This is a genomic window from Streptomyces sp. B15, assembly GCF_018070605.1.
Classification (GTDB): domain Bacteria; phylum Actinomycetota; class Actinomycetes; order Streptomycetales; family Streptomycetaceae; genus Streptomyces; species Streptomyces smyrnaeus.
In genome coordinates, this window is record NZ_JAGPXJ010000085.1 from 1 (window position 1) to 25,987 (window position 25,987).

The window sequence follows — 25,987 nt, forward strand, 5'->3', positions numbered from 1 at the left end:
CTGCTCGCCGACGAGCCGACCACCGCGCTCGACGTCACCGTGCAGGCGCAGATCATGGAACTGCTCGCCCAGTTGCGGCGAGAGACCCGAATGGCGCTCGTGCTCATCACCCACGATCTGGCGGTGGTCGGCGAGCAGGCCGACCAGGTCGCGGTGATGTACTCGGGCACCGTCGTGGAGTCCGGCCCCGTCGCGGAGGTCTTCGCGGCCCCCCGGCACCCCTACACCCGGGGCCTGCTGGACTCGGTGCCCGCGGGACACCCCCGTGGCAGCACACTGCCGTCCATCGAGGGCAGCCCGCCGCGGCCCGGGGCGGTGCCGACCGGCTGCGCGTTCCGCGCCCGTTGCCCGCTGGCGCGCGACCGGTGCGCCACCGATCTGCCGCCGCTGGTCGCCACCGGGCCGGGGCGCGCGTCGGCCTGCCACTACTGGAAGGAGCTGGCCGATGTCTGAGACCGCCGACACCGCGGGCACCGCCGACCGTGCGGGCACCACCGGTCCGACCGCCGGGGAGCCGCTGCTCGAGGCACACGGGCTGACCAAGACCTTCCGGGTGCCGCGCAGCGCCTCGGGCAGCACCCGGCTGCACGCACTGGACGGGGTGGACCTCACCGTGCGGCGCGGCGAGACGGTGGGCCTGGTGGGCGAGTCCGGGTGCGGGAAGTCCACGCTGGCGCGGGTGCTGCTGATGCTGGAGCGCCCGGACGCGGGGACGGTGCGCTACGACGGCGTCGACCCGTTCACGCTGCGCGGCAAGTCGCTGCTGGCCTGGCGGCGCCGGGTGCAGATGGTCTTCCAGGACCCGTTCGCCTCGCTCAACCCCAGGATGACAGCGGGGGAGTTGATCGCCGAGCCCTGGCTCTCGCACCCCGACCTGGTACCGCGCCCCGGGCGCGAGCGGCGGGTGCGCGAACTGCTGGAGATGGTGGGGCTGCGGGCCGGGGACGCGCGCCGCCATCCGCAGGAGTTCTCCGGCGGGCAGCGGCAGCGCATCGGCATCGCCCGGGCGCTGGCGCTGAACCCCGAGGTGATCGTCTGCGACGAACCGGTCTCGGCGCTGGACCTGTCGGTGCAGGCACAGGTCCTCAACGTTCTCACCGAACTGCAGACCGAGCTGGGGGTGGCCTATGTGTTCATCTCGCACGATCTGCCGGTGGTGCGGCACGTGGCCGACCGGGTGGCGGTGATGTACCTCGGCAGGGTGGTCGAGTCGGGACCGGCCGAGGAGGTCTTCACCGCTCCCCGGCACCCGTACACCGCCTCGCTGCTGTCCGCGGCGCCCCGCCCGCCGACGGCGCCGCAGGACGGCCCGAGCCGGCGCATCGTGCTCTTCGGCGAGGTCCCGTCGCCGACCGATCCGCCGTCGGGCTGCCGCTTCCGCACCCGGTGCTGGAAGGCCGAGCAGGTGTGCGCCGACACCGTACCGGCCGACGAACCCGCACCCGGCGCTCCGCAGCACCTTGCGGCCTGCCATCTGCCGCTCTAGCGCCGACGGAGCACCGCGTACCGGCCTGCCGGGGGCGTCAAGGTTTCATCCGGCCGCCGCCGACCGAACGGTGGCGTTCCTGGCCGCTTCGAGCCAGGTCTGATGCTGCAGGGTGGCTGCGAAGGCGGTGCCGTTCTCGCCGGGGATCTGGTTGCGCATGCGGACCATGGCGACTCCGGCGGCGATGGCCGTCTCCAGGTCGGGGATCTCCAGCCACAGGGCGTGGGCGCGGGACGCGACCGCCTCGGCCTGGTCGTCGGCTCCCTGGTAGTGCCAGCGTTCGGCGATGTCGCGGTAGAGCCGCACCGCGCCGACGGGGTCGCCGGCCAGTGCGGTGATCCGGGCCCGGGCCTCACGGGTGCGCAGGGCGTCGGGGTGCGAGAGGCCCAGCGAGTCGGCGGCGTGCTGGTCGAGTTGCGCGGCCAGCGCGGTGGCCTGGTCCATGCGGCCTGCCGCGGCGTGCGTCTCCAGCTGGGAGACGCCCTCTGTCAGGGCGTCGGAGGCCACCGGCAGGCCCCCGGGCGAGGCAGGCGCGGGGGAAGGGGTGGCTGAGGGCGCCGCCGCCACCACCGGGTCCGGCTCCGGCTCCGGGTCCGGGGCCGGGGCCGGGGCCGGGGCCGGCGTGGGAGCGTTGCGCTTCTTCGGGGCCCTGCCGCGCGGTGCGCCGCCGGAGAGCTCGCCCACCGCACCGTCGGGGGAGATGACCAGATGCCATACGGTGCCGTCCGGCTCGGTGGCCTCGGCCCGCACCGGCCGGCCGAGCCCGGCGGCGGCCGCCGCGACCGCGTCGACGGCCGAGGTGCGGCTGGGGTGTTCGCAGGCGGGCAGGAGCGGGCCGGAGACGGCCACCTGGCCGCTGCCTCGGACGACGAAGGCGTACGCCGGCCAGGCCGGTACCTCGTCGGGCTGGTACGTGGTGGGCATGGAACTCCTTCTGTCCTTCGGGATGAGGCTTCCGGCACTACCGCACGGTGACGCCGGCGACCCGCCATGCGGCGTCGGCCTGCGCACGGACGAGGTGGACGTACGCCACGACAGCGGTGGGCCTGCGCTGCCATCCGTCGCGGCCGTGCGGGATGGTGGTGACGGTCCACTGCCGCCAGGCCTCGGTGTCGGTGTCCGCGGGCTTCGCCGCGTCCTCGGTCTTCGTCAGCTCGACCGTGGTGTAGGCGCGATGCTGCGCCCAGGTGTCCCACTGGGCGCCGGGAGCCGAACGGGAGCGGTGTCCGCGGAGCTGCTCGGTGTACTTCTCCGTCAGCCAGCCGGCGTTCGCGGTGCGTACGCCGGCGTCGTGCGGACCGCGATCGACGGCGGTGTCGTACGTCCACATGGCCGTGAGCGTCCCTTCGGCCACCGCGTCGGCGTCCTTCTGGTCGACCTCCTCGGGCCGGGGAACGCCCCCTTTGGGCTCGCCCCCCTCGGCCGGCTTCTCGGTCTGCTTGCTGTCCGCGGGACCGGTCGGCGAGGGCGAGCCGGACCCGGTGCCGTCCGGCGCCGATGTGTCGGGGGCCGGGGAGGAGGCGCGGGGCTGCGCACGCTGGTCACCGCTGCCGCCCACGCCGTCGTCCCCGCCGACACTGCATCCGGGCAGGGCGAGCGCGAACGCGAGGGCGAGCACCGTCGCGGAGGTACGGCGCATGCTGGGGGCTGTCATCCGAACCGCCTCACCTTCTGGGGCCTGCCGGCGTAGTAGCTGTCGTCGAGGTCGCTGATCTTCACCACGTCGCCGGTCTTCGGCGCGTGGATGAACTGACCGTTGCCGAGGTAGATGCCGATGTGGTCGAAGCTGCCGTGCAGGTCGAAACCGATCACATCGCCCGGCCGCATCTCGTCGCGGGGGACGGCCTTGCCCTCGGTGACCTGGACCTGGGAGGTGCGCGGCAGCAGCGTCTTGCCGCCGCTCGCGTGATAGACGGCGAACTGGACCAGGCTGGAGCAGTCGAACCCGACCGTGCTCGCGCCCTGGGCGAAGCCCCTCCCGGGGCCTTCGGGGCCGCCGCCGCCCCACGAATAGGGGGTGCCCAGCCACTTCTTGGCGTTGGCCACCACCCGGTTGCCGAATGTACCGCCGTCCTCACCGGCGGCGTCGCCCGAGTAGCCCGCCATCGAGGTGACGATCTTCGTGACGTAGTTCTGCGTCTCCGGGTAGGGCGGCAGACCGCCGAACCGCTCGACCGCGCCGGGGCCGGCGTTGTAGGCGGCGAGTATCAGCCGTGTCGGGTCGCCGTCCAGCCCCAGCGACTTGACCTTGTCCGCGAGCCAGCAGTCGTAGCGGGCCTGGGTCATGATGGCGTCGCCGGGGGTGAACGGGTCGGCGACACCGTCCGGTTCGGCGCTGCCGTCCTTACCGGCCGCGTCCACCCCCCATGTCTTCCAGGTGCCGGGCAGGAACTGGCTCAGCCCCTGGGCCCCGGCCCCGCTTCGCGCGGTGGGATTCCAGCCGGATTCGGCGTCGATCTGTGCGGCGATCAGCGGAGCGCTGACTTCCGCGCACTCCTTGCCCGCGCGTTCGATCCACTCCACGTACTCCGGCGGAACGCGCCCCGCGTCGAGCACGGTGACGAGCCCGGTGGGCGCGCCGGCTTCCTCCTCGTCGGCGGCCGCCACCACGGACAGCCCCACCAACAAGGCGAGCAGTCCCGCGGCGACGCACGCCGCCCCTCTCACGGTGGTCGTGGTCATCCGCACCCCCTCCCCTTGAACCAGTTCGATCGAGAGTCCGTATGTGGGCCTGCAGTCGAAAACAGCGCTTCGAACTCTTTGTCAATTCATGTAGCGGAACGCGGCGACGAGTTCGCGTCGAAGGGAGATGCCATGGCCGGGGATGCGCCGGTCTCCAACCCCTGGCTGTCGTCGGCCCGCCCTTCGGGGGGCAACAACGGGGAGCCGCAGCGATCGGTTCAGAACGTGCTGACGGCGCTGACAGGTCCGACGGCACCTCAGGGGGCCGGTGTGCCGCGGCCCGCGCAACTGCTGCCCGTCGCCTCGCCGCAGCCGGTCACCGGCCCGGCGTGGTGGTGGCTGGGTGTGCACGGCGGAGCCGGGGTCACCACGCTGGAGCGGGCCGTGCCCGGCGGACGGGACGCGGAACGCGCCTGGCCCTCGTCCGAGGTGCCGCAGCCGGTCGTGCTCGTGGCGCGCTCCAGCGCGGGCGGCCTGCAGGCCGTGCAGCACGCCGCACAGCAGTGGGCCTCGCGGATGGTCACCGGTGTCGAGCTGCTCGGTCTCGTCGTCGTCGCGGACGCCCCCGGCCGGCGCCCCCGGGCGCTGCGGGACCTGCTGCAGCTCGTCTCCGGCACCGTGCCCAGGCTCTGGGAGGTCCCATGGGTGGAGCAGTGGCGGCTCGGTGAGCCGCCCGCGGCCCATCTGCCCAGGGAGTGCGCGCCGTTGGCGCGTGACCTGGCCCGTCTCGCCCGGCCGGCGTCCCCCGGCCCGTCCGCCCGTATCCGACCCGCGTAAGGGGAACCGTATGTCCACCCTGTTGGCGGCCGCCTCGGTCGCCTCGCAGCAGCTCAGCCAGCTGGCCGCCCACTCCGCCGCCTCCGGTCCTCCGGACGTCGGCGGGGGAGCGGCACCTCCCGGAGCCGACGGACTGGTGACGGTGCTCAAGTGGGTGGCCTGGAGCGTCACGGCGCTGTGCGTCGCGGGAATCTTCGGCGTCGCCGCGCGGATGGCCGTCGACCACTCCCGGGGCGGCGGCCGGGAGCACGTCAAGGGGCTGGGCTTCGTGCTGGGGGCGTGTGTGCTCGTCGGCTCAGCCTCCGGCGTCGTCGGCGCCCTGGTATGACGTCCCGTCAGCAGGCCGCCCGGCAGACAGCCGGAGGCGGAGAGTGCGCACATGCGGATCACAGGGAGGGGGAGGGACATGGCGGAGTCCGGCAACCGTGCCGGCACGGATGAGCCGCACAGCCCATGGCTGAGGACCGGCTTCGTCCTCGCGGTCGCGTTCATCGGCTTCGTGGCCGTCATCGGTGCGGTGGTCCTCTTCTCCTCGGACGCCGCATCCGAAGGCGGCGCCACCGCCTCGGCGTCCAGGACGGCGGCGGCACGGCAGCCCTCGGACGGCGGTCCGGCGCCTGAGGCGGCACCGTCCGGCGCAGCGGACAGCGGCACCAAGTGCCCCGAACTGGACGACAAGCGGCAGGACGTGCCCACCGAAGCGCCCAAGGGCCTGTCCTGGAAGCTCTTCCACACCGTCGCCCTGCCGTCGTCGAAGGCCGCGGGCCCGGCCGTGGTCGAGCAGGACGTGGCGCGCTGCTACGCGAAGACCCCCGTCGGTGCCCTGCTGGCCACCAGCCAGATCAGCGTGCGGTATCTGGCCGCCGACGACTGGCTGAAGGTGACGCGGGCCCAGACCGTGGGCGCGGGCCGCGCGTCCTACATCGACGCGCGAACCAAGGCGGAGCGCAAGGCGGACCGGCAGCCGGGCGACGGCGCAGGCCAAGGGCAGATCGCCGGCTTCAAGTTCGTCACCTACACCGGCAGCACGGCGGTGATCCAGACCGTGTGGCGGTTCCCCGACGGCCGGATGCAGGCCGCCACCACGACGGCCCTGTGGCGGGACGGGGACTGGCGGCTGGAGTATCCGGCCGATCCGGCCGCGCCCACTCCGGTCGATTCCCTGGCCGGATACGTCGCATGGGGTGGTGTGTGATGGCCGGTTGCGACTTCGGTTTCGTACGCCCCACCGTCGGCGGCTACTGCGTGGGGGAGGGGCAGGGCACCAGCCCCAAGGACCTCGGCGACAGCGCGTTCGACAACATCGTGGACAGCGCGGCCGAGGCGGCGGCCTCCACCGTCAAGGCACTCGGCAGCGCATGGACGCAGATCGAGAGCCCCCGGCTCAGCGGCGACAGCGGGCCGGTGGCGTTCCTGACCGGCTCCACCCTGTGGTTCACCTCCTTCACCGCCGTACTGTGCCTGCTCGTCGCGGCCGGGCACATCGCCTGGCAGCGCCGCAGCGAGCCCGGCAGACAGGCTCTGCAGGGTCTGCTCAATCTGGTCGTCGTCTCCTCGGCCGGGGTGGCCGCCGTCAACCTGCTGACCGTGGCGGGCGACAAGTTCAGTGTCTGGATCATCGACAGATCCACCGGCTGCAGGCAGATCAGCCCGGACGGCGAGCCGGTCGAGCAGTGCGTGACCGAGTTCGACAACCGGGTGTCGGCCATGCTCGCCCTCGGGGACACGGACTCGTCCTTCCTGGTGCTGATCATGTCGCTGCTGGTGATCGGCGGCAGTCTGGTGCAGATCGCCCTCATGATCGTCCGGGTGGCGCTGCTGGTGATCCTCGCCGGTACGCTCCCGCTGTCGGCGGCGGCCAGCTCCACACCGGCCGGCCGTGCCTGGTTCCGCAAGTCCGTGGGCTGGCTGCTGGCGTTCGTGCTCTACAAGCCGACCGCCGCGATCGTGTACGCGGCCGCGTTCTCGATGTCCGGTACCGCGCGGGACGGGGCGGGGAACGAGATCATCTCCATGGTCTCCGGTGTCGTCCTGCTGGTGCTGGCCTGCTTCACCCTGCCCGCGCTGCTGCGGCTGGCGGCCCCCGTCGCCCAGACCACGCTCGCGGGAATCGGCGGCGGTTCCAGGTCCCGCACCGACAGCGGGGGCGAGGTCGTGGCCACCGGGGCGCAGACCGTCCCGCAACTGCGCGGTCTCGCCGCCGGCCGCGCGGTCTTCGGGGCCACCGCGGGCAGGGACCGCGTCGAGGCCACCGGTGCGCACGGCACCCCCGGCAGGGCAGCGGGCGGCCACCGGTCCGCGTACGGCGCCGACGTCTCGCACACCCCCTCGGGCGGCGAGAGCACCGTGGCGACCGTCGGCGAACGCGCCCGGCAGACGCACCCCGTGGCCGCGCGGAACGGGCCGGGCGACCGGCGGCACCCCGCGGACCCCGCAGCGGAGGAGCTGATCCCCGCCGCTCCCACCGGCCCCGCGGACGGGGAGCAGACCCCCGCCGCACCGGTGCCGACGACCCATCGACACCACGACGACCAGCAGGGGGAATCCCGTGGCAGCGACTGAAGCATCCACCCCGCGCACCTACGGCAACTTCCGCAAGCCGCGCGCCTCCGGTCTGCGAGGCCTGTCCCTGGGGGCGACGCTGCTGCTCTTCGGCGGTCTGATCGCCGTCGTCCTCACCACGCTGGTCTCCCTGTGGGCCGCGCTGGCGCTGGCCGTCGTACTGGCCGTGGCGATGGCTCCGCTGGCGGTGCGCGACCGGCACGGCCGTACGCTGATGCAGCGTGCCGGTGTCCGGCTGGCCTGGTGGCGCACCACCTCCTCCGGCGGCAATCTGTACCGGTCGGGTCCGCTGGGCCGGGCGGGGAACGGCACCTGCCGACTGCCCGGTCTGGCCGCCCAGTCGTCCCTGAGCGAGGCGCGGGACGGCTACGGCCGTTCCTTCGCCATGATCACCGTTCCGGCGACCAACCATCACACCGTGGTCCTGTCCTGCGACGCGGACGGTGCGGCGCTGGTCGACGAACTGCAGGTGGACACCTGGGTGGCGCACTGGGGCCAGTGGCTGTCCGCGCTGGGCACGGAACCCGGCCTCGTTGCCGCCAGCGTCACCGTGGAGACGGCCCCCGACCCCGGTGTCCGGCTCCAGCAGGAGATCGACGCCAACTCCGCCGAGGACGCCCCCGAACTGGCGCGGGAGATGCTCCGCGACGTCCTCGCGGCCTACCCCAGCGGCTCGGCGCAGATCAGCACCCGTATCGCGCTGACGTACTCCGGCGCCGCCCGTCCCGGCGCCCCCCGCCGCAACGTCGAGGACATGGCGGTGCACATCGGCACCCGGCTGCCCGGTCTGACCGCCGGGCTGTCCATGACCGGTGCGGGAACGGCCGTACCGATGACGACGACCGAGCTCGCCGAGGCGGTGCGGGTCGCCTACGACCCGACCGTCGCCCAGCTGGTGGAGGAGGCGCGCACGGCCGGCGGCACCGGACTGTCCTGGGACGAGGCGGGCCCCACCGCGGCCCAGGAGGCGTGGGACCACTACCGGCACGACGGGGTCTTCAGCATCACCTGGGCCATGACGCAGGCTCCGCAGGGGGAGGTGCTGTCCAACGTACTGACCGGCCTGGTGCAGCCCAACCGTGACATCGCCCGGAAGCGGGTCACCCTGCTGTACCGGCCGCACAGCCGGGCCGAGGGTGCCCGCGTGGTTCAACAGGACTACAAGAACGCCCTGTTCACCGCCCAGCAGTCGCCGATCGGCCGCGCGAGCGACGACGTGGAGGTGGTGGCGGCCAGGAAGGCGGCCGAGGAACAGGCCCAGGGGCACGGGGTGATCCAGTTCGGCATGTTGATCACCGCGACCGTCGACTCCGCCGAGGACCTGCCCCGGGCCGCCGCCGCGGTGGACAACCTGGCCCCCGCGGCGCGTATCGCGGTCCGTCCCGTCTACGGCTCGCAGGCCGCCGCGTTCGCCGCGGCGCTGCCGCTGGGGCTGGTGCTGCCGCTGCACACCGCCCTGCCGCAGACCGTGCGCGACGCGATGTAGCGGAGGGCCGATCCGGCGCGGACCGATCCGGCGCGGACCGATCCGGCGCAGGGCAGTTCCGGCGCACGCCGGTTCCGGCGCAGACGCGACGCAGCAGCAGTCGCCATCCAGCACAGGAGGACCCGATGGCACCCAGGACCGTCAAGACCCGTCGCCCGGCCGAGGCGGGCGACCCCCCGAAGGCGCGCGAGGCCGGCGATCCCCGGCGGTCGCAGCCCACGGCGCGGGGCTGGCCCGGCCGGGGCGGCGGCGCTGTCGGCTATGTCGACCCCGCACCCGAATGGCGGGGCACCTCCGTCCAGGTCTGCGGACTGTGGCCGTTCGGCGCCGGCGCGGGCACCCCCACGGTGGGCGTGCCGCTCGGCCGCGACCTGGACTCCGGGGCCACGGTGTGCTGCGACCCGGTGAGCTGGTTCCAGCGCACGGGCCTGCTGGCGAACCCCTCGATGTTCGTGCTCGGCCGACCCGGGCTCGGCAAGTCCACCGTGGTGCGGCGCATGGCGCTCGGCCTGTCCGGCTACGGGGTCCACCCGCTCGTCTTCGGTGACCTCAAGCCCGACTACGTCGACCTGATCAGGGCGATCGGCGGACAGGTCATCAGCCTGGGGCGGGGGCGCGGGCACTTGAACGTCCTGGACCCCGGCGAGTCCACCTCGGCCGCCGCCCGCCTCACCGGCGCCGCGCGCCGCCAGCTGCTGGCCGGCACCCACAGCCGCCGTCTCCACATGGTTTCGGCCCTGGTGACCATTCTGCGCTCCGAGCCGCCGAGCGACCGCGAGGAGACCCTGCTCGCCGCGGCCCTGGACATCCTCGACGACCGGCACGGAACCGAGCGGACACCGGTGCTCGCGGATCTGGTGCAGGTGATCAAGGACGCCCCCGAGCCGTTGCGCGCCGTCGCCCTCGACCGCGGCGACATCACGCGCTACTGGGACATCACCGAGAATCTGGAAGCCTCGCTGACCGCGCTGCTGGGGGACGGCCTGCTGGGCGACTCCTTCGCCCGGCCGACCACCGAGCCGATGAAACTCGACCGGCCGGTGTGCTTCGACATCAGCAGTATCGACGACAGCGAGACCCTGCTGCAGGCCGCCGCGCTGCTGTCGTGCTGGTCCTACGGGTTCGGCGCGGTCTCCGCCGCGCACGCCCTCGCGGACGCCGGGCTGGAGCCGCAGCGCAACTACTTCCTGGTGATGGACGAGTTGTGGCGGGTGCTGCAGGCCGGCCGGGGCCTCGTCGACCGGGTCAACGCCCTCACCCGGCTGGACCGGCAGCGCGGCGTCGGCCTGGCCATGGTCACCCACACCATCGGCGACCTGCTCGCCCTGCCGACCGAGGAGGACCGCATCAAGGCCAAGGGATTCGTGGAACGCGCGGGCATGGTGGTCTGCGCGGGGCTGCCGCCGGCCGAGATGCCGCAGCTCGGGCAGGTGGTGGAGCTGACGGAGGTCGAGAAGCGGCTGCTGGTGGACTGGTCGACGCCTCCCGCGTGGGACAGCGCCCGCAGCCGCCAGGCCGACCCGCCGGGCCTGGGGAACTTCCTGGTCAAGGTCGGCAGCCGCCCCGGCATCCCCCTCCATGTGGACCTGACACCGGGGGAGTTGGCCGTCAACAACACCAACAAGAGGTGGAACAAGTGAGCGGGCGGCCGTGGCGGCGGCATCCGCGGCCGTACCGCGGTGAACCGTTGCGCTCCCGGTTCCGTAGGGAGGGGCGGAGGCCGCGCCCCCACCGCGGCCCCCGCCCGAGCCGGGCCGGGCGCGCCGCCGTCGGCGCCCCGGTCCGGACCGTCCGCCCGGCGGTGTGCGGCACAGCTCCCGGCGGACGGTGTGAACCGATCCGCCGAAGGGCCCGTTCTTCTCGGTGAGTGCGTTCGTCGCAAGCTGAAGCGTCAGGAAGTGGTTCACATGAGCGAGGACGGAGGAACGCGGCCGCCGGGTGCCCCGCCCGAGCCGTCCGCCGCCCCTTTCGAGGTGGTCATCGGCGGTGACGGCGCCGCCACCATCGACGGCGATCCGGTCCCGGTGATCGGCGATCAGCCGCTCGACACCGCGATACTCGACACCCTGCACGGGTACGCGCAGCTCAGGGAATCCCCCGTCACGGCGGCCGTCTCGAACCCCGCCACGGGTTACTCGGTGCGCGTCGAGGTCGACCCGGACGGCTCCAGCCGACTGGTGGGACAGGGCGCGGGCCCGGCGGCGGAGTCCGCCGGGCCGATGGGGGAGCAGACCGGTGGGCCCGCGGCCGGTGGCGGGCCCGCACCGGCGGGCGGGCCGGCGGCGGGCGGGGCACCCGTGGGCGGGCCGGCTGCGGACGCCGCCCCGGTGGCCGGTTCAGGAGGCATGGCGGCGGCGAACGGCACGACGGCCGGTGCACCGGGACGAGCGAGTCCACCGGCTCAGAGCGCCACCGGTGTGGAAAAGCCGCGGGTCGGGCCGGCGTCGGTGCCGCGCCCCTCGCTGCCCCGGCCGTCGATCCCCTCGCTGCCCCGCCCCTCGCTCGGCCGGCGCTCGCCCGGAGGCGGTGGGTCGGGGCCACGCGGTTCCCGTGGCTCGGACGAGGAGTTCGAGGCGGGCAGCCTGCTCAAGAAGCCGTGGGTCGTCGTCACGACGGCCGTCGCGGTGGCGGCGCTCGTCACGACCCCGCTGGCGATGGCCGGATCCGGGAGCGGGCAGCAGGAGAACGAAGCGCGTCAGAAACACGCCGAGGGCTCCAAGGACGAGGCGGGCCGCGGCCCGTCCGACACCGTGCGGCCGTCCCCGCCGGGGTTTCCGACCGGCCCTCCTTCCGGGACACCCTCCTCGGAGCCGTCCAAGAAGGACAAGGACAAGGGCAAGGACGCCGACCGGCCGAAGTCGTCACTGTCCGAGCCGTCAGCATCGCCGAAGTCCGACGAGGCGTCGGACGACGAGAAGGACGAGGAGTCGCACGAGGGGGACTCCTCGTCCGGCGGCGACGACAAGAAGAAGATCAGCAGGAAGACCGCGAAGATCCCCTCCGAGACGACCATGGTCGTCAACCGGAGGACGGGCAAGTGCGTGGACCTGCCCGGCACCGGAAAGGGCAAGCCGGACGGCCGGGTGCAGCAGGGCGCCTGCGACACCTCCGCCGGGTCCCGCGGCGGCAACCAGCGGTGGCGGCTGGATCTGAAGAAGAAGGACGCCGGGCCCGGGAACGCGGACCTCTATCTGATCCGCAACGTCAAGGACAACCTCTGCCTGGACCTGCCCGCCTTCGGCCCCGCCAAGTCCACGACCCCGGTGACCGAGTACCACTGCCGCGCCGACAACGACAACCAGCTGTGGTGGTTCGACAAGCAGTCCGACGGAACCTTCTCGGTCCGCAACCACAAGAGCGGCCACCTGTGCCTGGACCTGGCGGACAGGAAGCGGGCCCACTCCCAACTGAGGATCGTGGGCTGCGAGGACAACTCCGTGCAGCGATGGCGCTTCCGCAAGCCGTGAACCGCGCAGGCGCCGCGAGCCGGTGTCCATGACCGGGCGGACCGCGGCCAAGGCCGCCGGGTCACCGCCTCCCGGCGCGCCCACCGGGGTCGCGCGGGGAGGCGGTGGAGGCGCCCGCAGCGCTGGACGGCTCGTCCGGTGGGGCGCCGGGCACTGCGTCGTCGAGGCCGCGCAGCTTGTCGCGGATCTCTTCGGCGTCGGGGTGGTTGAACTCCTCCAGCAGTTGCAGCGCCTGCCCCCAGCCCGTGCGGGCGGCGTCCCGCTCGCCCACGGCCAGCCGGGTCTCGGCGAGATGGCTGATGCTGTGTGCCTCGGCCCAGCGGTTGCCGACCTCCCGATGCGCCTGCAGCGCGAGGTGGTACTGCTGCACCGCGTCGTCGTGGCGCCGGAGCCGGTGGTACACCGTGCCGAGGAAGTCCAGTGTGATGCCTTCGACCCAGCGGTTGTCGGTGGCCCGCAGCACCTCAAGGGCCTCCTCCAGATAGGCGCGGGCCTCATCCAGCCGACCGAGACGCAAGTACGCCTCACCCAGGTTGTTCAGGCAGATCCCCACGCCCCAGCCGTGGCCGATGGCGCGGTCGGTCTCCAGCGTCTCCTCCAGGTACTCGATCGCCTCCTCGATCCGGCCGGCTCTCAGATGTACGTCACCGAGGTTGCCGATGATCCTCGACGCGCCCTTCTCGTCGCCCAACTCCCGGAAGACCGGCAGCGCCTGCTGGTAGTGGTCGATGGCCTCGCCCAGGCTGCCGTTGACCGACAGGGCGTTGGCCAGGCCGGTCAGGCACTCGGCTTCGCCCCGCCGGTCCCCGGCGCTCCGGGCGGCCGCCAGGCTGACGCGGTTGGAGGCGAGCCAGTCGTTCCGGTGGCTGCGCAGGTAGAAGAACCCCCACAGGGCGGCGGTCAGCCGCCATGCGAGTGCGGACATGCCGTCCGTGGCCGCCGCCTGGTTGATCGCCGCGACGAGGTTGGCGCGTTCGGTCGAGCACCACTCCAGCGCCTCGTCGTAGGTGGTGAAGGTCAAGGGCCGGCAGTCGGACGGCAGCGGCAGGAGGGGCGCCCGGGGGCGTTCGGGGGTGATGAACCGGGACGCGGCGTCGGCAGTGTGCAGATACCAGGTGAGGACCCGTTCGAAGGCCTGGCCCCGGTCGGTTGCGGCCTCCTCGCAGCCGACGCGTTCGGCGGCGTAGATCCGGAGCAGATCGTGGAAGGTGTAGCGGCCGGGGAAATGCTCGGTCAGCAGGTGGGCGTGGGTGAGTTCACCGAGCAGGCCGCGCGTCTCGCGCAGCGGGAGACCCGCCAGCGCGGCGGCTGCGGGCGCCGCGATGTCCGGGCCCGGGTGCGCGGCCAGCAGCTGGAACAGCCTGGCGGCCGATGCCGACAGGGCGTGGTACGACCAGGAGAACACCGCCCGCACATCCGTGCTGATGTCGCCGCCCGTGAAGGCGTCCAGGCTGCCGTGGCTGGCGCGCAGCTCGTCGGCGACGGCATGCAGCGGGAAGCTGGGGTGTGTCGCGGCCCGCGCGGCGACAATGGCCAGGGCCAGCGGCAGCCGGGCACAGCGGGCGATGATCTCGTCCGCCGCCGTCGGCTCGGCGGCCATCCGCCCCGCCCCGATACGGCGGGCCAAGAAGTCCCGCGCCTCGGCGAGCGGCAGCGGGTTCAGCGTCAGCGGATGGGCCCCGTCGCTGGCGATCAGGCCGGTGAGCTGGTTTCGGCTGGTGATGATGGCCAGACAGCCCGGACCGGAGGGCAACAGCGGGCGGACCTGTTCGGTGTCACGGGCGTTGTCCAGCAACAGCAGCACTCGCCGGTCGGCCAGCAGGCTGCGGTACAGCGCGGCACGGGTGTCGGGACGGCCCGGCATCTGGCTGGGTGGCACACCGAGCGCGTCCAGGAAGGTGTGAACGGCCTCGTCGGCAGGCATGGCCGAACCGGTCTGATCGAAGCCACGCAGATTGACGTACAGCTGGCCGTCGGGGAAGCGATGGGCTATCTCATGCGCCCAGTGCACCGCCAAGGTGGTCTTGCCGACACCGGCCATGCCGCCGATCGCGCTGATGACCACGGCGGTCGGACGCTTCCCCTCGGCCGGCAGCAGAGCGTTGGTCTGCGCCAGTTCGCTGTCCCGCCCGGTGAAGACCGGCAGATCGGCGGGGAGCTGCGCCGGGCGGGCCGCTGCCGCGGAGGGCGGCGCGGACACCGAAGGAGCCGGGGAGGCGGCCTGCGGAGGCGGTACGGGTGCACGCAGTGTCGGATCGGCGGCCAGTATGCGGGCGTGCAGGTCGAGCAGGGCGGGGCCGGGCTCGACACTCAGCTCCGCCACCAGTGCGTCCCGCAGCTTGCGGTAGGCCGCCAGCGCCTCGGCCTGACGCCCGCACCGGTACAGCGCCAGCATGAGCAGTTCGCACGGCCGCTCGCGCAGTGGGTGCTCACAGGTCAGCGACGACAGCTGGGCCGCCACCTCCTCGTGGCGCCCCAGCTCCAGATCGACGTCCGTACCGGTCTCGACCGCGCTCAGCCACTGCTCGTCGAGCCGGTACCGCTCGGCCTCGGCCAGCGGCCCGGGGAGACCGGCCAGCGGCTTGCCGTCCCAGAGCTCCAGCGCGGAGTGCAGCAGCTCGGCTGCCGCCGCGAGGTCGCCGCCGGTACGCAGCTTCTTGGCCTCGGCCACGCGTCGTTCGAACACGCCCAGGTCCAGGCAGTCCTCGGGGAGGCGGACGAGATAGCCGTCGGCGGCCGAGACGATCACCTGGGGCGCCTCGCCCGCCTTCCGCCGCGGCTCCAACACCTTGCGCAGCCGTGAGACATAGGTGCGCAGCACGGTGACCGCTCCCGACGGCGGTCTCTCCCCCCAGAGCGCGTCGACGAGCTCGCCGACGGTCGTCGGACGTCCGCGTCGCAGCAGCAGCGCTGTCAGCACCGCTCGCTGCTGTGGTGACCCGAGGGCCAGTTCCTGCTCCCCGCGCCAGGCCCGGACAGGTCCTAAGACGGTGATGCGCAGGGAGTTCGTATGACTCGCGTTCACAAGTTCGACTCTACCGAGGTGTGAACGATCCGGAAGTACCCCCTTGCATTTCTAACCGAGTGGTTCCTGCCCGGACTTCCCGACGTCACACACCCGAGATCTGATCGAGAGGGACCGGCCAGGTGCTGATCGCTGCCGCAGAGGTCGGAGGTCTCAGGCCGCGTGCGGCTGCGGTGGGGCGAGCTGGTCGACCGGCGGGACCTCCTTCGGGCGGTGATTCCCGGGCTTGCACCCGGCGAACGGGCCCCTCGGGTCCCGCAGTACACCCATCACCGGCCCCAGGAAGTCGCGGTGCCACGATGCCGGGCCCGCCGGATCGGCGTCGGGACCGGTCAGTTGGGACCACGCCAGCCACAGACCGTGGAGCTGGGCGACCACCTCGGTGTGTTCCCACCACCGTGAGCACCAAGGGGCGGTGGAGGTGACTTCCCGGCCGTAGACCGGGAGCAGGACATGGTGTGTCCACTGGGCGAGCTGGTACAACTCCTGCTGGTACTGCGATCCGTCCGAGTAGAGGATGAACTTGGGCTCGGCCGCCGGTGAGTCTTCGCCCTTGTCCTGCGCGCGGCCCGGCGGCTCGTCGGCGTTCTGGGCCCCGTCGGGGGCGTCGCTGGTTCGGGACATCACGATGAGCTCCTGCGGTCGGGTCGTCCGGTCTTCCGGCACCGTTTCAAAAGCACCACGTGCGCGTGTCGCGTCCGGTTCACTCAGGCCGGCCCGGACTCTTGAGCGAAGCGAGTGAACCGATCGCCCAACGCGTCCGTGTCTTCTATGAGCATCGGTCGTCGACGACACGGAGGACGTTGCTATGCCTGAGCCGACCGGTCCACGCCGCATCAGGCCGAGGCGACTGGCGCGACGGTTGCTCGACGAGGAGCTGAAGGCCGCCGCGCGGCGGAACACCCGGGGCGCCAACCCCGCCTCGAGCCCGGCACCGCAGCGCGGGGGGCGGGGCTCGGGCTCGACCGGTCGCGCCGCGGACGACGTGGCGGACGAGCTGTTCGGGTTCTTTCGCGAGTTGTTGCGTCGGCTGCGCAACCGACAAGGGCGGCAACCGACGGAAGAACCGGGCGCGGGCCAGGATTTCCAGCAGCCTTGGCCCGGCCAGGGCCCGGATCCCTGGGCGGCTCCGCCGCCGCAACCCCAGCCCTTGGCGAGCGCCGCTCCGCCCTGGGCCGCTGAGGGGTCGGGCTTCCAGCAGCCCGCTGCGGCACCGGGTTTCGCTCCGCAGGGCCCGGGGTTCGGCCCTCCCGCACCTGGCTTCGTACCGCAGGGACCGGGTTTCGCTCCGCAGGGGCCCGGCTTCGCACCGCCGCGGCCGGAATGGGCCTTCGTGCCGCCCGCGCAGCAGCCGGACGGTCGGCGGCTCATGAAGCAACCCTCCGCGGGCCCCACATCGGCCCGCGACGAGTACGAGAGCCTCCGTAACCAACCGGAACAGCAGGCGGCGGTCCAGGACGCCGTACGAAAGCTGATCGTCGACAAGACCCGCTACAAGGAGGCGGCCCGCCGCAACCTGGTGCCCTTCGCGGCGTCGCTCAAAGAGGCGGCCGAGGCCAAGGCGAAGAACACCGCGACGCCGAAGCCCGAACGGTCCTGGCTGTCCAGGCTCACCCCCTGGCGGTCGGCGAAGCCCGGCAACACCGAGGGGCGCTCGGCCAAGGCGGAGCCCGCCGCCTCCAACCGCGCCGCCGCGGTTCCCGGTGCCCGTCTGACAGGACCGCCGCGGCTGCCCCAACTGTCCGACTACGCCGCCGGACAGGCACCCGGCCCCCGCGCGGAGAACGCCGTCACCCAGGCGATGTCCCGCGTGGCGGCTCCGGCTCAGGGAAACTCCTCCTCGCCTACGGCGACGGCGCCCGTGCCGCCGAAGGTGCCACCCAAGATTCCGCTGGACACACCGGGCGCCGAACCCGGTCGAAGCCCGGGCACCCCTCCCGCCGGGGACCAGCCGTCCCCGCCGGCCGGCCCCGTGGTTTCCCCCGCGAACCCGGCGATGCCGCCGGTGAGCCCGGTCAGTCGACCCGTGAGCCCGGTCAGCCCACCTGTGAGTCCGGTCAGTCCGCCCACGAGCCCCGTGTTCGCTCCCAGCCCGGTGTCGCGGCCCGCGTCGCCCGCATTCAGCTCCGCGGTGGCCAACCAGTCGCTCGCACATCACCGTTCCGGCAGCGAGGCACGGGGACAGGATTCCTCGACGAGCCGGTCGCAGCCGTCCTACCGCGCTCCCGCGGTGCAGCAGACCGACACCGCGAAGCGGGCGCCGTCCCGGGGCAGGTGAGCACCGCCGGTCGGCGATCCGTCGGGCCCGGCGGCATGAAACCGTCCGGCGGTGCCTGAGCACCGCCGGACAGCTGTGTCGTGGCTACCGCCGGAGGGCTGTCAGCTCTCTGCGGTGAGCCGGGGAGTTACCTGCCCCCGCCTGCCCCCCTTCCGGGCGAGGGGGATCGCCTGGTTACCATACCGGTTCTGCCAGTTGCTGCAGGTGACGTTGTTGTAGTTCTGCTGGCTGTAGCTGACACCACCTGGGGTTTGTGAGCTCCGGCGCTGGAGCCCGCCTTGAAGTCGACCTGTCTGCGCCGACGTCTGGTACCCGTTGCCGCCGGTGCTGGCCTGGCCTCGCCCACTCGGCTGGTAGCTGACCTGTGCTGCGGCTGGTAGGCGTTCACGGCGGCTGCAGTCGTCGTGTTCGCCCTCGGCGGCGCCGGACGGTAGGTCAGCGTGCTGGTCTGCCCGTAGGCAGGGTGAGAGGGCATGGCGACTGTGCGGGTAGCGGCAGGTACGTCTGGCCCCGTTGCGCCGCCGGCAGGTTGTACATGGGGAGGACGTTCCCCTGATCCTGCTCCCGCGACTGCTGGCCCTGGGGTAGGTGGTTGTACGCCCAGGTCGCGCCGGCCGACGTCAGCGCGCCGAAGCCCTGGGCGGCCCAGGCCCACCTGTTGCCCTGGATCAGACCGGAGGCGCCGATGCCGTAGGCCGTTTGCCCCGCCATGTTCAGCGCGGTCATGCCGTAGTGCAAGTACGTCCTGTTCGGCGTCGCAGCCAACTGCGTGGCGGGCACCAGTGCGTTCACGGTGACGCCGCCGAGGCCGTACATCCTCGAGCCCCACGTGTTCGGCGGTGCACTCGGGGGGTTGCCGAGGATACCGATCCCCTGGCCGGCAAGGCTGCCCCAGCGATGTCCGTCCCGATCGTGGTCGCGTTGTCCCTGGCCCAGTTGCCGATTCGGCTCGCGAGCCGGTTCGGGTCCACCTGCCGCCAGACGGGCTCCCCCGTGTTCCGGTCACGGTCCCGGGTGTAGGCGTTGGAGCCCCGCAGGTAGTGCCACGCCTGGGTGGCCGTGTGATACCACGGCATCTCCTGCGGGGCGTCCTGCAGTACCCCCGGCAGATCGTCCGCGGAACCGACGCTCGACGTGGTGCCCGGGGTGCTGGGCAGCTCCGACAGTCGGTCGACGGCCTCGTCCAGAGCGGGGATGTCGGTGCCGCTGCTGCCGCTGCCGTCCGAGCTCGGTGACCCCCGGCGGCGGCTTGAGCGCTCGCCACCCGAGCGGTGGCTGGGGCTGCTGTGCGAGCCGTCGTCGCCGCCGATTCCCTGCGGGACGTTCCGCGGCGGGACGCCTCGCTTTGGTGAGAACTGGTCGTGGCCTCCGAGTCCCTGCGGGACGACCTGGTCGACGAGCTCGACACCGAGGCGGGGTAGCCGCCGGGCATCACCGGCTGTTGTTCTCGCTCCTTCTTCTCTTTCTTCTTCTTGTCGTCCGAGTCCTTTGCCATGCCGGATCTCCTCCAGGCTGACAGGGAGCCCCGCCGTGACCGGAAGGGCTCCGCGTTGAGAGTCGTCTTTCTCCTAGGGAATCCGAGCAGCGGCGGTTCAAGGTCGAACCGCCCCGGCAGCGCAGCACGGTTGAACCTTTCCGGCTCGTGAGCCGTGGTGGTGTCGATGCTCATGCCGCACAACGGTCGTGGAGGGCGCGCGGCACCTTTCACGAATCCGAGAACGACACAGGTGACAGCGCGGCGCATCCGCGATGTGGACGCGCTGCGCGGTTTCGCGCTGCTCGGCATTCTGCTGGTCAATGTGCAGGTGATGGCCGACCCGTACGCGGGTCAGGGGCCGTACGGGGCGGCGGGGGAGAGAGCTGCCGCCTGGCTCGTCACCGCGCTGGTCAGCAGCAAGTTCTATCTGCTCTTCGCCTTCCTCTTCGGGTACAGCTTCACCCTCCAGGCGCGCTCGGCCGAGCGGGAGCAGGCCGGGTTCGCGGGGCGGCAGCTGCGGCGGCTGCTCACTCTGTGGTGCCTGGGGCTCGCGCACGCCGTGCTGCTGTTTCCGGGCGACATCCTGATGACGTACGCGGTGCTGGGCCTGGTGCTGTTCGCCGCGCGTGGTCTGGCGCCGCGCACGGCGGTTCGCGCGGCGGCGGGGCTCGTCGTCTCCCTCAGTGCTCTGCTGCTCGGCAAGGGCCTGCTCGCCCTCGCCGCCACCGTGCCGAGCGGCGCCACTGCCCCTGAGGCGGTCACCGCCGTGGCGGCGTACCGCGGCGATCCCGTGTCCGTCGTCCATGCCAATCTCCGGCAGTGGCACGATCTGCTGGCCGGGGATGTGCTCTACGCGCCGCACGTTCTGGCGGCTTTCCTGGTGGGGCTGGCCGCGGGGAAGCGGCAGCTGCTCGCGGAGTTCGACCGCTACCGCACCCGGGCCCGGAGGCTGGTCGGATACGGGCTGCCGAGCGGCCTGGCCGGAGGCGTCTTCACGGCGATGTGCCACAACGGGCCGCTGGACGAGCGCTGGTACGACATCGGCACGGCCGTCGGTCTGCTCACCGCCCCGGCCCTGACCGCGGCCTACGGCTGCGGGCTGCTGCTGTTGCTGCGTACGCGGTTCGGCCGGCGGACCGGCGAGGTGCTCGCCGCCGCCGGCCGGCTGGCGCTCACCAACTATCTGACGCAGTCGCTGGTGATGGCCCTGGTCTTCACCGGCTACGGCCTCGCCCTCCACGGCCGTGTCGGCCCGGTGCCGGTACTGGCCGGGTGCTTCGTCCTCTACGCCGCGCAACTGGCGCTCAGCGCGCGGCTGGTACGTCGCTTCCGGCACGGGCCGGTCGAACGGGTCCTGCACACCGCGACCCGGGGGCGCGGGCACTGACCAGCTGCCCGGCCCCCGACTGTCACGGCGTCGCTTCGCGGGTCCATTTGAGCCGGTGGTCGGCGTGGCCGGACGGTGGCGCGTAGCCGTCCGCGCTCCCGTTGCTCTCGGGACCTCCGGCGTCGGCCTCCGCGTACCCGATGGTCTCCTGGTACGTGGGCACGCCCGGGTACGGAGGGTTCTCCGGGTACGGAGGGTTCCCGGGGTGGGGAGGATTCCCCGGGAATGTGGCGCCTCCTGGATACCCGGTGTCCTCCGCGTACACGGCGTCCCCCGGATACGGGGCGTATCCGTCGTCCGGCGCATAGGCGCTCTGCTCGACGCCGACGCCCGTCCCCGCGGGCGCTTCCGCGCCCACCGCGTGTCCCGCCCACGCCTGCGCCGCACGCTGGGTGATCGCCTCCGTCTCGGCCTTGGCCGCGGCGGAGATGGCCGCCGCGCCCGGCTCCTTGAACCAGGGGCGCAGCCGGATCAGCGCCGGGCGGATACCGGTGGCCAGGAGCAGGGCCGTGCCCTTGGGGAGTGCCCGGATCTTGTCCGGGGGCAGGATCGGGTCCAGACGGTAGGAGACCGAACGGGAGCCGCCGTCCTTGCTGCTGGAGTAGGAGGACGTCTTCACATCCTGCTGGCCGACGAGTTTGGAGACCTTGTCCACGAAGTCGGCGTCGTCCAGCCCCGCGCCCAGGAGTTTGATCGTGGCCGCGCTCCACAGCGCGTCCATCCCGGCCTCGCCCCACACGCGGGCGCCCTGCCGGTAGCTCTGGAGCAGGGTGACGACGTTGATGCCGCGGGAGCCGAGGTGGCTGTAGAGGTCGGGAAGGTCGGAGATGCGGCAGACGTTGGCCGCCTCGTCCAGCACGGCCGTCATCGGGGGGTCGAGCCGGCCGCCCATCCTTTCGGCGGCCATCACCCCGGCGCGCAGGGTGGCGTCCGCGAGGCCGGCGATGACCCCGGCCGCGGAGCCGCCGCCGTCCTTGGAGAGCAGATAGAGGGTGTCGCGGCCCAGCACGTGCTCGTGCGGGCGGAACTCGGGCAGCCAGGGGTCGGGCTGGACCCAGGCGGCGATCTCCGGGTCCAGCAGACAGGCCACGCACTGCCGTGCCGTCTCGTAGATGCCGTCCCGGGTCTCGACCGCGCCCCGTACCGTGCCCTGGAGCTGTTCGGCCATGGCGATCATGTCGGCGTCGCGCAGCAGGTCGACCGGGGTGCGGTCGGCGGGGTCGGCCAGCCAGCCGAGCAGATCGTTGACCGCGGCGCCGCCGCGCGCCGCGGCGAGGAACAGCGCCGTGAGCGTGTTCTGGGCAGCCGAGATCCAGAAGTCCTTCTTGGAGGCGTCGTCGTTGACGGAGGCGACGAAGTGCCCGGCCAGCCGGCGGGCGCCCTCGATGGTGTGGCAGTCGGCCAGCATGTTCCACCACATGCCGCGGGGCGTGTGGGCGATGCCCTGCGGGTCGAACGTCCACACCAGGCCGGCCTTCTGCCGTTCGGCCCGGGTGACCGCGTAGACGTCCGACTTGTTGGAGGTCAGCAGTACGGCGCCGTTGGCCCGCAGCACCCGGGGGACGGCGATGCCGGTGGACTTGCCGGCGCGCGGAGCCATCAGGTCGAGCTCCACGTCCTCGAAGGAGGAACGCAGTTCGGTTCCGTCCGGCTCCAGGTCGCCGAGCAGGTTGCCGGTCTGGTCCGGGTGCAGTTCGGGTTCGTTCTTGACCGAGGGCCGCAGCTCCCGGGCGCGCTTCTCGATGCCGGCGGGGAGCATGGAGGCCAGCTCCCGACGCCCGGCCAGCCCTTTGGTCCGGGAACGTGAGCGGGACACCAGCTTCCACACCGGGAGGACGATCGCGGCCGTGGCCGCTGCGAAGACGAGCACGATGCCGCAGTACACGGCGATGGGCGACGCCTGCGGCCACAGTGCGCCGGAGCCTTCGGTGAACAGCGTGGCGAGCAGTGTGAGGGAGAACGGTGGCGGCTGCCAGCCCGCGCCGTTCAGCGCGGCTCCCAGCGTTCCGCCGAGCCAGATGCCCGCGGATGTCGTCAGGGCCAGGCCCGTCACTCCCACGATGGCCCAGGGCCACAGGTCGCGGCCGTGCATCCCCCCTGCCGCGCTCGGGCTCATGCGATCCTCCTGTCCTGGGCCGGCCCGGCACCGGTCCCGACGTCCGGCCCGGTACCGGTTCCGACGTCCGGGCCGGTACCGGTTCCGACGTCCGGCCCGGTACCGGTTCCGACGTCCGGGCCGGCCCCTTGCGGGTCCGGTTGCGCGTTCTGCGCCCAGCGGGTGTTGGTGTCGTGCAGATGGCGCTCGGTGTCGGTGATGCTGACCCTGATCGGGAGGCCGGGCCGACCGCCGACTTTGACCAGGAAGCGGCCCCGGCCCGGCGGTTCCTCACGCTCGCCGGTCATCGCCCAGCCCGGCGGCGACGACCAGGAGGAGACCAGTTCGATCTCCCGCTGGGACAGGCCGACGATCTTGCCCAGCTCCTCCATCTCCGCCCTCGGGAGCCCGGCGCAGACGACCATGCCCGCGCGTTCGACGAAGCCGCGCGCCTTGGCCTTGTCGGCCTCGGAGCCGAGCGACTCCGCGTCCTTGAGGGTGTGAGTGATCTTGGCGTCGCCGAGGCCGAGTGTGCGGTTGAGGCGGGTGAGGGCGTCGATGCGGTCGACGATGCCGGAGGCGGCGCGCAACGGCCGCCACAGCTCGTCGAGCACGGTGAAGAACCAGCGCCGGGGCGTCAGGCCCGCGTCGGCCAGCGCGTGGGAGGCGGCGACCGAGCCGAGCCCGTCGGACCACGCCGCCAGCATCGCCGCCGCCGTCAGCTGGGTGTCCGACTCGCCGATCCGGGAGATGTCGATGCACACCGCCGGGGTGTTGAGGTCGATACGGGTCGAGGTCTCCGAGGCGAAGGTGTCACCCAGCGGTCCGTCCAGGATGCCCAGCAGCGAGCGGTGCAAGGGGTCGACGGCATCCCGGTACCGGGCCTCGTCCCCCCGGTCCAGTGTGACCGCCCGGACCCGGTCCGGCCCTTCGCTGAGCACCTTCAGCACATCGGGCAGCACCGGCGACCGGCCCGGGGGCGTCCGCTCGCGCAGATGGTGCAGCACTGCGGAGAGGACGGCCTGTTCGTGGTCGTCCACGGGGCGGTTGCGGACGATGGTGACCAGGGCGCCGACCATGTTCAGCACCCGCCCGTGCGCCTCCGCCTCCAGGGCCTGGCCCGCCGAGCCGCCGATCTTGGCTGCGGCGGCCCCCATGGCGCCCGGGTCGAGCAGATTGATGCCGCCCATGCCGCGTCCGATGGAGATCACCTGACCGCCCAGAGCCCGTACCGTGTCCGCGTAGTCGGGCTTGAGGTCGCCCAGGACGAGGGGCACCACACCCGTCGCGGCCAGCCCGATGAGCATCCGGTTGACCAGGGTCGACTTGCCCAGGCCCGGCATGCCGAGCATGAACAGCGACGGGTTGGAGATGTAGCGGGCCCGGGTGAACCACGAGAGCGGATCGCCGCACACCGTCGCACCGGTGTGCAGATGCTGGCCCAGCGGGACGCCCGACATCGGCGCTCCCGAGCCCGCGGCGAACGGCCACAGCCCGCACGCCTGCACGGTCGTCGCCCGCCACATGGTGGGCGGATCCATGCCGCCGACCTGCCCACCCCCGGGTCCCGGCCAGCCGCGGGAGGGCGCCATCGGCTCCCTGCGCGGTGCCTTCTTCCTTCTCTGCTGCTGCTTGGCGTCGCTCTTGCCGTCGCGCGGGCTCACAGCGCCTCCCGCAGATCGCGCGGAATCAACGTCAGCTCCCACGGGAGGATTCCGACCGGGAGGGTGCAGCTGAAGGCCGCCGCCTGCATCCGGTCGGCCGGGCGCATCGACAGCCGCGCCGCCCCCTGCAGGTTGCGCATGGTGGCGCTGGCGTCGGCGAGCTCTTCCACCGAGTCGACGGTGACGGTGAGCATCAGCGAGAACTCCACCAGGCCGGCGCCGGTCGCCTCCTCCTGCGCGGTCTGTTCGGCCGCGCGGACTTCCGTGGCGGCCCGTGCCTGGACCATGCCCCGCCCGGAGGTGGCCATGAACTGGGCGGCACGCCGGTCGGCCTCCACGATGCGGGCCGAGGTCGCCGGGTCGATGGGCCGGTACAGCAGCGCCACCCGCTTGCGGCGGGTGCCGGGCGAGGCTTCCAGCAGGCCGCGCAGCACGTTGGCCCGCACCGTGCCGCGGGGCGCGAGGGTGAGCATCCAGGTCCGGGAGACGCCGGAGTCGTGCTGGTAGGAGGCGACATCTTCGACACAGGCCGCGGGGCCCGCGTCGTCCCACTCCAGGCCGGTGCCGCCGTACTGGGTGCGGATGTCGAGGACTTCACCGGCGACCGCGGGGTCGTAGGCGACCCGTACGACCTCGGCGATCCGCTCGGCGGACAGCGGGTAGGCGACGCCGCCCCCGGCTCCGACGAGCCCGGACAGCAGGCCCGGGATGCGGGTGGCCAGGTCGGTGATCAGCTCCTGGTGCTTGGGCTTCTGCCCGGCGGGCAGCCCGTAGGTGAGCGTGATGTAGGTGTGCATCTCGGAGGAGGCCTGCGGATACTGCTCGACCACCTCCTCCATCACGGCGCGCGCGGCGGCCGGGGCGTCGGGGGAGAGGCGCGGCAGCACTTCGTTCGCGAGCCGGGTACCGGAGTCGGGGGCCGTCTCGACGATGACCGAGGCACCGCGCAGCCCCGTTTCGTGCGCCAGTCGTGCCAGCCAACCGCCCCATGAGGCGACCCAGTTGTCCACCTGGTCGGGGTCGACCAGGGAACCGCCGTCCGGTTCGCAGCACAGCACGATGGTGTACAGGTTCCGGCTGCGGTGGAACAGCACGCCGAAGTCCCGGTCGTAGGCGTCCCTGCCCTCGTGCATCTGCATCCGTCCCAGCAGGCCCGGCGGCTGGAACCGCCCTGCCTGCCGTCGGGACAGCGGACCGGAGACGTAGGTGGTCGCCCCCTTGGACTTGCGGCGCATCCAGCCGATGCGTACGGCGATCAGCTGGTACATGTTGCGCCCGTCCTGGGTGCGCATCATCAGCGGCGCGATGAGAATCGCCGTCGGGACGAGGATGACCATGGCGGCGGCCAGTGAGAACAGCGAGGCCAGCAGCGTGACGACGAGTCCGCCGAAGACGCCCGCGGTACCGATCATGCCGAAGGGCCCGAGACCTGGCCGCCTCGGTCGGCGCCAGTTCCCGTACGTGGGACTCGACGATGCGGCATGGGTTGACATGGGTATGGCTTCCTTCCGTGTCCCACGAGGGGGAGGGGGTGAAGTCCTGGTGCTGGGAGGGGCTTTCGGTGGGGGTGCGCGGTGAGGGGCAGGGAGGCGTACGCGAGG

Annotated in this window: 20 protein-coding genes; 11 read left to right on the plus strand and 9 right to left on the minus strand. The window is 72.6% G+C overall.

Annotated features, from left to right (window positions below):
* Positions 1 to 453 (plus strand): ABC transporter ATP-binding protein (locus KBY19_RS28690; protein WP_210967004.1); only part of this gene is annotated, 453 nt, incomplete at its 5' end.
* A complete protein-coding gene (locus KBY19_RS28695; RefSeq protein WP_099885160.1) occupies positions 446 to 1,486 on the plus strand; it encodes an ABC transporter ATP-binding protein in 1,041 nt (346 codons plus the stop codon). The genes KBY19_RS28690 and KBY19_RS28695, both read left to right, overlap by 8 nt.
* A gap of 45 nt (positions 1,487 to 1,531) precedes the next feature.
* On the opposite strand, the gene KBY19_RS28700 is transcribed toward KBY19_RS28695, so the two are convergent.
* Genes KBY19_RS28700 through KBY19_RS28710 form a run of 3 tightly spaced genes read right to left on the minus strand, consistent with a single transcriptional unit; the run spans position 1,532 to position 4,168 of the window.
* Positions 1,532 to 2,410 (minus strand): hypothetical protein, encoded by an 879-nt coding sequence (locus KBY19_RS28700; protein ID WP_210967005.1) that lies wholly within the window; start codon positions 2,408 to 2,410, stop codon positions 1,532 to 1,534.
* Positions 2,411 to 2,447: 37 nt separating this feature from the next.
* Positions 2,448 to 3,140, minus strand: coding sequence for a hypothetical protein (locus KBY19_RS28705; RefSeq protein WP_210967006.1), 693 nt, complete (start codon positions 3,138 to 3,140; stop codon positions 2,448 to 2,450).
* Positions 3,137 to 4,168, minus strand: coding sequence for an NlpC/P60 family protein (locus KBY19_RS28710; RefSeq protein ID WP_099885163.1), 1,032 nt, complete (start codon positions 4,166 to 4,168; stop codon positions 3,137 to 3,139). The genes KBY19_RS28705 and KBY19_RS28710 overlap by 4 nt, the downstream gene beginning before the upstream one ends.
* A gap of 132 nt (positions 4,169 to 4,300) precedes the next feature.
* Here KBY19_RS28710 and KBY19_RS28715 point away from each other — a divergent pair, with 132 nt between their 5' ends.
* The 7 genes from KBY19_RS28715 to KBY19_RS28745 all read left to right on the plus strand — a co-directional run bounded on the left by KBY19_RS28715 (position 4,301) and on the right by KBY19_RS28745 (position 12,460).
* Positions 4,301 to 4,945, plus strand: a complete 645-nt coding sequence (locus tag KBY19_RS28715; protein ID WP_099885164.1) for a DUF6668 family protein — start codon at positions 4,301 to 4,303, stop codon at positions 4,943 to 4,945.
* Between the two features lie 10 nt (positions 4,946 to 4,955).
* Positions 4,956 to 5,273: a hypothetical protein gene (locus tag KBY19_RS28720; RefSeq protein ID WP_185018478.1), complete on the plus strand. Its 318-nt coding sequence runs from the start codon at positions 4,956 to 4,958 to the stop codon at positions 5,271 to 5,273.
* Positions 5,274 to 5,351: 78 nt separating this feature from the next.
* Positions 5,352 to 6,140 carry a hypothetical protein gene (locus KBY19_RS28725; protein ID WP_210967007.1) on the plus strand — a complete coding sequence of 263 codons (789 nt, stop codon included), beginning with the start codon at positions 5,352 to 5,354 and terminating at the stop codon, positions 6,138 to 6,140.
* Positions 6,140 to 7,507: a hypothetical protein gene (locus KBY19_RS28730; RefSeq protein WP_099885167.1), complete on the plus strand. Its 1,368-nt coding sequence runs from the start codon at positions 6,140 to 6,142 to the stop codon at positions 7,505 to 7,507. The genes KBY19_RS28725 and KBY19_RS28730 overlap by 1 nt, the downstream gene beginning before the upstream one ends.
* On the plus strand, positions 7,494 to 8,993 hold the full coding sequence (locus KBY19_RS28735) for an SCO6880 family protein (RefSeq protein ID WP_099885168.1): 1,500 nt from the start codon (positions 7,494 to 7,496) through the stop codon (positions 8,991 to 8,993). Before KBY19_RS28730 ends, KBY19_RS28735 begins: the two co-directional genes overlap by 14 nt.
* Positions 8,994 to 9,118: 125 nt before the next feature.
* Positions 9,119 to 10,633, plus strand: a complete 1,515-nt coding sequence (locus KBY19_RS28740; protein WP_247691518.1) for an ATP/GTP-binding protein — start codon at positions 9,119 to 9,121, stop codon at positions 10,631 to 10,633.
* Positions 10,634 to 10,900: 267 nt separating this feature from the next.
* Positions 10,901 to 12,460, plus strand: a complete 1,560-nt coding sequence (locus KBY19_RS28745) for an RICIN domain-containing protein (protein WP_210967008.1) — start codon at positions 10,901 to 10,903, stop codon at positions 12,458 to 12,460.
* A gap of 61 nt (positions 12,461 to 12,521) precedes the next feature.
* Here KBY19_RS28745 and KBY19_RS28750 read toward each other — a convergent pair whose 3' ends face one another.
* Together KBY19_RS28750 and KBY19_RS28755 are read right to left on the minus strand one after the other, a co-directional pair.
* Positions 12,522 to 15,485: an AfsR/SARP family transcriptional regulator gene (locus tag KBY19_RS28750; protein WP_210967009.1), complete on the minus strand. Its 2,964-nt coding sequence runs from the start codon at positions 15,483 to 15,485 to the stop codon at positions 12,522 to 12,524.
* A gap of 153 nt (positions 15,486 to 15,638) precedes the next feature.
* The gene (locus KBY19_RS28755) at positions 15,639 to 16,109 is read right to left on the minus strand and encodes a DUF4913 domain-containing protein (protein WP_099885170.1); all 471 of its coding nucleotides are present in this window, start codon (positions 16,107 to 16,109) and stop codon (positions 15,639 to 15,641) included.
* 745 nt (positions 16,110 to 16,854) lie between these two features.
* Here KBY19_RS28755 and KBY19_RS28760 point away from each other — a divergent pair.
* A complete protein-coding gene (locus KBY19_RS28760) occupies positions 16,855 to 17,763 on the plus strand; it encodes a hypothetical protein (RefSeq protein ID WP_143674928.1) in 909 nt (302 codons plus the stop codon).
* A 435-nt stretch (positions 17,764 to 18,198) separates the two neighbouring features.
* Here KBY19_RS28760 and KBY19_RS28765 read toward each other — a convergent pair whose 3' ends face one another.
* Positions 18,199 to 18,579, minus strand: coding sequence for a hypothetical protein (locus tag KBY19_RS28765; RefSeq protein WP_210967010.1), 381 nt, complete (start codon positions 18,577 to 18,579; stop codon positions 18,199 to 18,201).
* Positions 18,580 to 19,490: 911 nt separating this feature from the next.
* Here KBY19_RS28765 and KBY19_RS28770 point away from each other — a divergent pair.
* Complete coding sequence (locus KBY19_RS28770; protein ID WP_307843650.1) at positions 19,491 to 20,627, plus strand: DUF418 domain-containing protein; 1,137 nt, start codon at positions 19,491 to 19,493, stop codon at positions 20,625 to 20,627.
* A 22-nt stretch (positions 20,628 to 20,649) separates the two neighbouring features.
* On the opposite strand, the gene KBY19_RS28775 is transcribed toward KBY19_RS28770, so the two are convergent.
* The 3 genes from KBY19_RS28775 to KBY19_RS28785 form a co-directional block, all read right to left on the minus strand.
* Complete coding sequence (locus tag KBY19_RS28775) at positions 20,650 to 22,743, minus strand: type IV secretory system conjugative DNA transfer family protein (RefSeq protein ID WP_247691519.1); 2,094 nt, start codon at positions 22,741 to 22,743, stop codon at positions 20,650 to 20,652.
* Complete coding sequence (locus KBY19_RS28780) at positions 22,740 to 24,314, minus strand: ATP/GTP-binding protein (protein ID WP_247691524.1); 1,575 nt, start codon at positions 24,312 to 24,314, stop codon at positions 22,740 to 22,742. Before KBY19_RS28780 ends, KBY19_RS28775 begins: the two co-directional genes overlap by 4 nt.
* Before the next feature lie 68 nt (positions 24,315 to 24,382).
* A complete protein-coding gene (locus KBY19_RS28785; RefSeq protein ID WP_099885175.1) occupies positions 24,383 to 25,879 on the minus strand; it encodes an SCO6880 family protein in 1,497 nt (498 codons plus the stop codon).
* Between the last annotated feature and the right edge of the window lie 108 nt (positions 25,880 to 25,987).

Bases quoted from the DNA above. Each gene is read 5' to 3' on its own strand.
- KBY19_RS28715 (WP_099885164.1), top strand. From the start codon at position 4,301: ATGGCCGGGGATGCGCCGGTCTCCAACCCCTGGCTGTCGTCGGCCCGC.
- KBY19_RS28780 (WP_247691524.1), bottom strand. From the start codon at position 24,314: ATGGCGCCCTCCCGCGGCTGGCCGGGACCCGGGGGTGGGCAGGTCGGC.
- KBY19_RS28720 (WP_185018478.1), top strand. From the start codon at position 4,956: ATGTCCACCCTGTTGGCGGCCGCCTCGGTCGCCTCGCAGCAGCTCAGC.
- KBY19_RS28760 (WP_143674928.1), top strand. From the start codon at position 16,855: ATGAAGCAACCCTCCGCGGGCCCCACATCGGCCCGCGACGAGTACGAG.
- KBY19_RS28745 (WP_210967008.1), top strand. From the start codon at position 10,901: ATGAGCGAGGACGGAGGAACGCGGCCGCCGGGTGCCCCGCCCGAGCCG.
- KBY19_RS28725 (WP_210967007.1), top strand. From the start codon at position 5,352: ATGGCGGAGTCCGGCAACCGTGCCGGCACGGATGAGCCGCACAGCCCA.
- KBY19_RS28755 (WP_099885170.1), bottom strand. From the start codon at position 16,109: ATGTCCCGAACCAGCGACGCCCCCGACGGGGCCCAGAACGCCGACGAG.
- KBY19_RS28775 (WP_247691519.1), bottom strand. From the start codon at position 22,743: ATGAGCCCGAGCGCGGCAGGGGGGATGCACGGCCGCGACCTGTGGCCC.
- KBY19_RS28740 (WP_247691518.1), top strand. From the start codon at position 9,119: ATGGCACCCAGGACCGTCAAGACCCGTCGCCCGGCCGAGGCGGGCGAC.
- KBY19_RS28705 (WP_210967006.1), bottom strand. From the start codon at position 3,140: ATGACAGCCCCCAGCATGCGCCGTACCTCCGCGACGGTGCTCGCCCTC.
- KBY19_RS28730 (WP_099885167.1), top strand. From the start codon at position 6,140: ATGGCCGGTTGCGACTTCGGTTTCGTACGCCCCACCGTCGGCGGCTAC.
- KBY19_RS28785 (WP_099885175.1), bottom strand. From the start codon at position 25,879: ATGTCAACCCATGCCGCATCGTCGAGTCCCACGTACGGGAACTGGCGC.
- KBY19_RS28695 (WP_099885160.1), top strand. From the start codon at position 446: ATGTCTGAGACCGCCGACACCGCGGGCACCGCCGACCGTGCGGGCACC.
- KBY19_RS28765 (WP_210967010.1), bottom strand. From the start codon at position 18,579: ATGTACGGCCTCGGCGGCGTCACCGTGAACGCACTGGTGCCCGCCACG.
- KBY19_RS28710 (WP_099885163.1), bottom strand. From the start codon at position 4,168: ATGACCACGACCACCGTGAGAGGGGCGGCGTGCGTCGCCGCGGGACTG.
- KBY19_RS28700 (WP_210967005.1), bottom strand. From the start codon at position 2,410: ATGCCCACCACGTACCAGCCCGACGAGGTACCGGCCTGGCCGGCGTAC.